The sequence below is a fragment of the Kitasatospora sp. NPDC058048 genome, from assembly GCF_042885555.1.
Taxonomy (GTDB): domain Bacteria; phylum Actinomycetota; class Actinomycetes; order Streptomycetales; family Streptomycetaceae; genus Kitasatospora; species Kitasatospora lactacystinica.
In genome coordinates this window covers 113,579-121,246 of sequence record NZ_JBHVRT010000016.1, presented here as the reverse complement: position 1 = coordinate 121,246, position 7,668 = coordinate 113,579, and the positions used below count along the sequence as shown (strand labels likewise).

The window sequence follows — 7,668 nt, the reverse complement described above, 5'->3', positions numbered from 1 at the left end:
GTGAGGTCGGTGGCGTGCTGTTCGGCCTCGGTGCGGACGCGGTCGGCGTAGGCCTCGGCGGTCTCGCGCTGCTGGGTGGTCTCCTGCTGGGCCAGGGCCCGGAGCTCCGCGGCGGCCTGCTCGGCCTCCGTCCGGGTCTGCGCGGCGTAGGTGTCGGCGGTGGTGCGCTGCTCGGCGGCGTAGGTGTCGGCCTGCTCGCGGACCTCGGTGGAGTGCTGCTCGGCGGCTTCGCGGACCTGGGCCGCGTGCTGGTCGGCCGCCTCGCGGACCTCGGCGGTCTCGGTGGCGGTGCGTTCGGTGAGGTCGGTGGCGTGCTGTTCGGCCTCGGTGCGGACGCGGTCGGCGTAGGCCTCGGCGGTCTCGCGCTGCTGGGTGGTCTCCTGCTGGGCCAGGGTCCGCAGTTCCGCGGCGGCCTGCTCGGCCTGTTCGCGGGCGGCCTCGGCGGCGTCCAGGTGCTCGGAGGTCTCCTCGCGCTCGCGCCGCAGCCCCTCGGCCGCCTCCTCCCGCTCGCGCCGGCTCTCCTCGCGCAGCGCCTCGGCGGCGGCCTCGGCCTCGGCCCGGGCCCGGGCGGCCTCGGTGTCGGCCTCCGTGCGCACCCGCTCGGCGTCGGCCACCGCGGCGTCCCGGACGGAGGTCGCCTCGGCCTGCGCCTCGGTGGTCAGGGCCTGTGCCGCGGCGGTCGCCCCGGCGCGCACCTGCTGGTCGAACTCGGTTGCCTCGCGCCGGAGTTCGGCGGTCTCGCGTTCGGCCACGGCCCGGTTCTCGGCGGCCGCGGCCTTGGCGGCGGCGAGCGCGTCCTGGCCCTGCTGCTCGGCCGCCTCGGTGATCTTCCCGGCCTCGGCGCGGGCCCGGGTCAGGGTCTGCTCGGCCCGGCCCTGGGTCTCGGCGGCCTGCTCCTGGGCCTGCTCGCGCAGCCGCTCGATCTCCCCGGCGGCACCCGCGCGCAGCTCGTCCGCGTCGGCCTTGGCCTTGCTGAGCAGCTCCTCGGCGTTCTTCGCCGACTCCTCGATCTGGACCACGGCCTGGCGGCGGGCCTCGCCGCGCACCCGGTCGGCCTCGGCGGCGGCCTGGGCGCGCAGCTCCTCGGCCTCGGCCCGCAGCCGGGCCGCCTCGTCCTGCATCTGCTCGATCCGCTCGCGGATCGCGGCGGCGTCGTCCAGAGCGGCGTTCTGGGCCTGCTCGACGGCGGCCTGGGCCTGCTCGCGCAGCCGCTGCGCCTCGGCGGCGGCCTCCGCGCGGATCCGCTCGGCCTCGGCGGCGGCCTCGCCGCGGGCGTTCTCGGCGTCCTGGTCGGCCCGGCCGAGCACCTCCTCGGCGGTCTTGGCGGCCTTGGCGAGGTGAACGGTGGCGTCCTTGGCGCCGGCCGCCCGGCCCGCCTCCTCGGCCTCGCCGCGCAGCCGCTGGGCGTCGGCCTCGGCCTGGGCCCGCAGCTCGGCGACGTCCCGTTCGGCCTGGGCCCGCAGCTCGGCGATCGCCGCCTCGGCCTCGGCCTTCAGCTCGGTGGCCACCGACTCGGCGGTGGCCCGCAGCCGCTCGCTCTCCTCCGCCGCGGCGGCCTTGGCGGCGTCGGCCTCGGCCTGCTTGGTGGCGGCCTCGTCGCGGACGGCCTCGGCCTCGGCGCGGATCGCCGAAGCCTCCTTGGTGGCCTGGGCGACCATCCGGGCCACCTCGGCCCGGGCGGTCTGCGAGCGCTGCTCGTTCGCGGCCTCGCCGTCGGCGACCCTGCGTTCGGCGGCGGCCTCGGCGTCGGCCTGGAGCTGTTCGGCGGCCTGCTCGGCCTGGGCGCGCAGCTCGGTGACCTCGTAGCGGGTGCGCTCCGCCTCGGCGATCACCTCGGCGCGCAGCCGCTCTATCTCGGCCTTGGCCGCGGCGAGCTGCTGCTCGGCCCGGGCCTGCTCGGCGGCGGCCTGCGCCTTGAGCCGGCCGATCTCGGCCTGGGCGCCGGCCAGCTGGCCCTCGGCGGCGGCGTGTGCGGCGGCCAGCTGCTGCTGGGCCTCGCCCCGGGCGGCGTCCACGTCGGCGGCGGCCTGGGCGCCGGCCTGCTGGGCCTGCTCGGAGGCGGCGCGCAGCAGGCGCTCGGCGTCGTTCTGGGCCCGCTGCAGGGCGGCCTCGGCGGCGGCCTGGGCCTCACCGCGGGCGGCGTCCACGTCGGCGGCGGTCCGGGCGCGGGCGTGATCGGAGAGGGCGACGGCCTCCGCGCGGGCGGCGGCGACCATCCGCTCGGCCTCGGCGCGGGCCTCCTGGAGCAGCCGCTGGGCCTCCTGCTCGGAGCCGGCCCGGGTCTGCTCGGCCCAGCCGTTGACGTGCTGCTCGGCGGAGCGGCGCAGTTCGGTGAGCTCGTCCTCCAGCTGGCGGCGGCGAGCGGCCAGGTCGGCCTCCAGCCGGGCGGTGCGCTCGGCGGCCTCGGCCATGATCCGCTGGGTGGCGGCCTGGGAGTCGCGCAGCTGGCGCTCGGCGTCGGCGCGCAGCTGCTGGGCCTGCATCTCGGCGGTGCGGAGCATCTGCTCGGCCTGGCCGGAGACGGCGTCGAAGGCGCGCGGCTGGGCGAGCATGCGGCGGGACTCGTGCAGTTTCGCCCGCAGTACCTCCACCTGGTAGGCGAGGTCCTCGGCATGCTCGACTGCCTTGTCCCGCTCCTTCCGAGTCCGACCCATCTCGGCCTCGAACTGGGAGAGGTGATCGTCAGCCTCGTAGCGGTCGTTGCCCCGCACTCCGCGGTCCCATCCATCTCCTGGTCGCGTCCTCGACCGGGCCGGGGCCGGGCTCCGGTATCCCGGGCGCCGGTCCGACTGGTCCTTGCATCCGCAGCCGGTGGACGGCTCCCCGCCATGTCGGGGCCGCCCGCCGCGGTCGTCGGAGTCCGGGGCGCGGGAGCGCGGGGATGCCGCGTTCCCCCGTCCGAGTGGACTCCTGGGCGAACTCTTGCCTTGTGGAGAATGGTGACAGATCCGTCTTGCGACTGTTCAGCCGTGCCCGCGTAATGGACTCCCCTTGCGACGGGCCGACCACCGGAGGGCGGACGGGCCTGTCTTCGGCCGTGCCCGTCGCCTCCGTCCCCCGGAGCCGTCGCGCACCTGGGCATTGTAGTGGGAGCGCACTGCGGGGGAATGGCCGCAGGGGTGTTTTCCGGCTCTTCCCGCCAGGTTACTGACGGGTCATGACCGACGGGCCGTCGGTCGCCGCCGGGGCGGGGCCCGCCCCGGGGCGGGCCGGGAGGGGATCAGTGCTCGTCGTGGCCCTGCTGCGCGGAGGTCACCAGCTCGGTGAGGACGCCCCCGCAGTCCTTGGGGTGGAGGAAGGTGATCCGCGACCCCATCGAGCCGATCCGCGGCTGGTCGTAGAGGACCCGGACGCCCTTGTCCCGGATGGCCTCGGAGTCGCCGTCCACGTCGGCGGTGCCGAAGGCGATGTGGTGCACGCCCTCGCCGTTCTTCTCCAGCCACTTGGCCACGGTGGAGTCGGGCCGGGTGGGCTCCAGCAGCTGGAGGTAGGAGGCGCCGCCGTCGTCGGTGCCGTTGATCCGGAGCATGGCCTCGCGGACGCCCTGCTCCTCGTTGATCTCGGAGTGGAAGACCTCGAAGCCGTAGGTGGCGCGGTAGAACTCGACCGTCTTGTCGAGGTCTCGGCAGGCGATGCCGATGTGGTCGATGCGGGTCAGCACGACGGCCTCCGGGGTGGGGAAGGGCGGTGGGAAAGGTGCACCAAGTGCAGCGCATGGCCCGCGCCGTACGCCAGTACCCGGCGTGCGAGCCTGCTCACACGGCGGGCGGTTCACCCGGAGCGGGTCGGCACGGTGTTGACTGGATGGTGCCAGTGCGCTCGATCACACTGTCGCTCCGGTGACGGGCGGGTAACAGGTCAGTACATTGAGCGCATCCTCACCTGGCCACGACGTGCGAAGGGGCCCGTCCCATGACCAACACCACCTCTGTGATCGTTGCCGGTGCGCGGACCCCGATGGGCCGCCTGCTGGGTTCCCTCAAGGGCTTCTCCGGCGCCGACCTCGGCGGCGTCGCGATCAAGGCCGCTCTGGAGCGGGCCGGGATCACCGGCGAGCAGGTCCAGTACGTGATCATGGGCCAGGTGCTCCAGGCCGGCGCCGGCCAGATCCCGGCCCGCCAGGCCGCCGTCAAGGCCGGCATCCCGATGAACGTCCCGGCGCTGACCATCAACAAGGTCTGTCTCTCCGGCCTCGACGCCATCGCGCTGGCCGACCAGCTGATCCGCGCCGGGGAGTTCGACATCGTGGTGGCCGGTGGCCAGGAGTCGATGACCAACGCCCCGCACCTGCTGCCGAAGTCCCGCGAGGGCTTCAAGTACGGCGCGATCGCGATGCTCGACGCGATGGCCCACGACGGCCTCACCGACGCCTACGAGAACATCCCGATGGGCGAGTCCACCGAGAAGCACAACACCCGCCTGGGCATCCCGCGCGAGGTGCAGGACGAGATCGCCGCCGCCTCCCACCAGCGGGCCGCCAAGGCGCAGGCCGACGGGGTCTTCGACGCCGAGATCACCCCGGTCGCCATCCCGCAGCGCAAGGGCGAGCCGGTGCTGTTCAGCCAGGACGAGGGCATCCGCGCGGACACCACCGTCGAGGGCCTGGCCAAGCTGCGCCCGGCCTTCGCCAAGGACGGCACGATCACCGCCGGTACCTCCTCGCAGATCTCCGACGGCGCCGCCGCCGTGGTCGTGATGAGCAAGGCCAAGGCCGAGGAGCTGGGCCTGACCTGGATCGCCGAGATCGGCGCCCACGGCAACGTGGCCGGCCCGGACAACTCGCTCCAGTCGCAGCCGTCCAACGCGATCAAGCACGCGCTGGCCAAGGAGGGCCTGGAGGTCGCCGACCTCGACCTGATCGAGATCAACGAGGCCTTCGCGGCCGTCGCCCACCAGTCCATGAAGGACCTGGGTGTCTCCTCCGACATCGTCAACGTCAACGGCGGTGCCATCGCGCTCGGCCACCCGATCGGGATGTCCGGCGCCCGCGTGGTGCTGACCCTGGCGCTGGAGCTGCAGCGGCGCGGCGGCGGGGTCGGCGCGGCCGCGCTGTGCGGTGGCGGCGGCCAGGGCGACGCGCTGATCGTGCGCGTCCCGAAGGCCTGACCGGCCGATCGCTCCAGGGCTGCGGACCGCGAGTGGCGGTCCGCAGCCCCTTTCGGCATTCGACGGCATTGCGCTAGGAGCTCCTGATGATCGATGTCGCCACGCTGGTCGAGCAGGCCCGGGAGGGCCGGCCGCGGGCGGTCGCCCGGCTGATCACGCTGGTCGAGAACGCCGCGCCGCAGCTGCGGGAGGCGATGGCCGCGCTCGCGCCGCACACCGGGCGGGCGTACACGGTGGGCCTGACCGGCTCGCCCGGGGTCGGCAAGTCCACCTCCACCTCGGCGCTGGTCTCCGCCTACCGGCGGCTCGGCAAGCGGGTCGGGGTGCTGGCCGTCGACCCGTCCTCGCCGTTCTCCGGCGGCGCGCTGCTGGGGGACCGGGTCCGGATGCAGGACCACGCCACCGACCCGGAGGTGTTCATCCGCTCGATGGCCACCCGCGGCCACCTCGGCGGGCTCTCCTGGGCGGCGCCGCAGGCGCTGCGGGTGCTGGACGCGGCCGGCTGCGAGGTGATCCTGGTGGAGACCGTCGGGGTGGGTCAGTCCGAGGTCGAGGTCGCCGCCCAGGCCGACACCACCGTGGTGCTGCTGGCCCCCGGGATGGGTGATGGCATCCAGGCCGCCAAGGCCGGGATCCTGGAGATCGGCGACGTCTTCGTGGTCAACAAGGCCGACCGGGACGGCGCCGACGCCACCGCCCGGGAGCTCAACCACATGCTGGGTCTCGGCGAGGCCCGGGAGCCGGGGGACTGGCGCCCGCCGATCGTCAAGACCGTCGCGGCCCGCGGCGAGGGCGTGGACGAGGTGGTCGAGGCGCTGGAGAAGCACCGGGCCTGGCTGGAGGAGCACGGCGAGCTCGCCGCGCGGCGCCGCCGCCGGGCCGCCGAGGAGATCGAGGCGATCGCCCTGGCCGAACTGCGCGCCCGGATCGGCGACCTGCGCGGGGACCGGCGCCTGGCGGTCCTGGCCGAACGGGTGGCGGAGGGCGCGCTGGACCCGTACGGCGCGGCCGACGAGCTGGTCGCCGGCCTGACCGCGAGCTGAGACGCAGTCCGCCCCGCCGCGACGGTGGTCGTGGCGGGGCGGAGTGGTGCGGGGGCGGCGCTACGGCTTGCCGCGCAGGCCGCGGAGGTGTTCGGCGATGGGGGCGAGGGCCTGGTACATGTCGTCGAGCTGCTCCGGGGTGAAGCGGTCGATGAAGTGGGCGCGGACGCTGCGCACGTGGTCCGGGGCGACCCGCTGCATGGTCTCCCAGCCGTGTTCGGTGAGGTGGGCGTAGAGGCCGCGGCGGTCGCCGGGGCACTCCTGGCGCAGGACCAGGCCGGCGTTCTCCATCCGGGTGATCTGGTGGGAGAGACGGCTCTTGGACTGGAGGGTGGCGGTCGCGAGGTCGGTCATCCGCATCCGGCGGTCCGGTGCCTCGGAGAGCACCACCAGGATCTCGTAGTCGTTGATCGCGAGGTTGTGCGGCTGGAGTTCGCGGCTGAGCTGGTAGTCCAGCAGCTTGGCGACCTCCAGATGGGCGCGCCACATCCGCTGCTCCCTGGCGGTCAGCCAGGGAGTCTCCTCCTCGGGCTGCGGCGGAGGGGTGTCCGCAGTGTCGATCGTGTGCGTATCCATGCTCTCAAGCATAGCCGATTTAGTTCAATCTTGTACAAGTTTACAGGCCGAAACGTCGGCCGAGGTCGCCCAGGTTACCGAGCCCGGGGATGTTGGGATTCCCGCCGCCGTGCCCGGCCGTGCCCGGCTGGGACGGCACGCCGCCCATCGGCACGCCCGCCTCGGCCCCGACCGCGCCGACCGACCGCTCGGCCAGGAGTTTTTCACTCGATTGCAGCAGCACCTGGCCGGCGCCGATGAACTCGAACTGGTGCTCCTCGCCGGAGGCCCCGCCGAAGCCGGTCAGCCGGCGCAGGCCGCCGATCAGCCCGTGCATGTAGTCGTGGTCGTAGTGGTGGCACGGCGCCGGGCAGTCCGCCCAGCCGACCAGCGCCTGCGGGTCGACCCGGATCGGCGGCTCGACGAAGTGCACCGGCCCGTTGGAGGCGGCGACGAAGCGGCCGGTGCCGATCAGGGTCAGGAAGCCCGGGATGATCGACTGCTTGAGCCGCAGTGTCGGGTCGAAGGCCAGCAGGTTGCCGGAGCGGACGGTCAGGTTGCCCTCGTCCAGGTCGTACGAGTTGAGGTCGAACGCCCGGTCGGCCAGCAGCAGCTTGCCCCGGCCTTCGGCGACCACCCAGTCCGCCGCGTGCATCGGCGAGTTGAAGTGCTGCCCGAGCATCCGGTCGACCGCCCCGGCGCCGACGCCCTTGAAGGTGATGTCGCCGTAGTAGGCGACCATCTTGCCCTTCTGGAGGAAGTACGAGCCGTTCAGGTCGACCGAGAAGGCGTACGGGTTGACGTTGTCGCCGGCCGGCAGGCTGTGGGCGTCCCACACCACCGGCCCGGTGCTGCCGTGGCCGGTCGGCAGCGGGGCCACCGGTCCGCCGAACTGCTCCTGGGCGTACGGCTGTTGCTGCTGGTACGGCTGCTGGTGCGGCGGCGGGGCCTGCTGGGCGTACGG

General features: G+C 74.1%; 5 protein-coding genes and 1 pseudogene. 2 read left to right on the top strand and 4 right to left on the bottom strand.

Going from position 1 to position 7,668, the window contains the following annotated elements; genetic code table 11:
- Together ACFVVA_RS18905 and mce are read right to left on the bottom strand one after the other, a co-directional pair.
- Window positions 1–2,711, bottom strand: a pseudogene (locus ACFVVA_RS18905) (hypothetical protein); the annotation flags it as partial.
- 509 nt (window positions 2,712–3,220) lie between these two features.
- Window positions 3,221–3,661, bottom strand: a complete 441-nt coding sequence (mce, locus tag ACFVVA_RS18900) for a methylmalonyl-CoA epimerase (RefSeq protein WP_387690870.1) — start codon at window positions 3,659–3,661, stop codon at window positions 3,221–3,223.
- A 251-nt stretch (window positions 3,662–3,912) separates the two neighbouring features.
- Between mce and ACFVVA_RS18895 the strand changes: the two genes are divergently transcribed.
- Window positions 3,913–5,106: an acetyl-CoA C-acetyltransferase gene (locus ACFVVA_RS18895; protein WP_359899921.1), complete on the top strand. Its 1,194-nt coding sequence runs from the start codon at window positions 3,913–3,915 to the stop codon at window positions 5,104–5,106.
- An 86-nt stretch (window positions 5,107–5,192) separates the two neighbouring features.
- Window positions 5,193–6,149, top strand: coding sequence for a methylmalonyl Co-A mutase-associated GTPase MeaB (gene meaB / locus ACFVVA_RS18890; RefSeq protein ID WP_359899919.1), 957 nt, complete (start codon window positions 5,193–5,195; stop codon window positions 6,147–6,149).
- Window positions 6,150–6,209: 60 nt separating this feature from the next.
- Here the strand turns inward: meaB and ACFVVA_RS18885 are convergent, their stop codons facing one another.
- Together ACFVVA_RS18885 and ACFVVA_RS18880 are read right to left on the bottom strand one after the other, a co-directional pair.
- The gene (locus ACFVVA_RS18885; protein WP_359899917.1) at window positions 6,210–6,725 is read right to left on the bottom strand and encodes a MarR family transcriptional regulator; all 516 of its coding nucleotides are present in this window, start codon (window positions 6,723–6,725) and stop codon (window positions 6,210–6,212) included.
- A 40-nt stretch (window positions 6,726–6,765) separates the two neighbouring features.
- The gene (locus ACFVVA_RS18880) at window positions 6,766–7,575 is read right to left on the bottom strand and encodes an AIM24 family protein (protein WP_387690938.1); all 810 of its coding nucleotides are present in this window, start codon (window positions 7,573–7,575) and stop codon (window positions 6,766–6,768) included.
- Window positions 7,576–7,668: the final 93 nt, after the last annotated feature.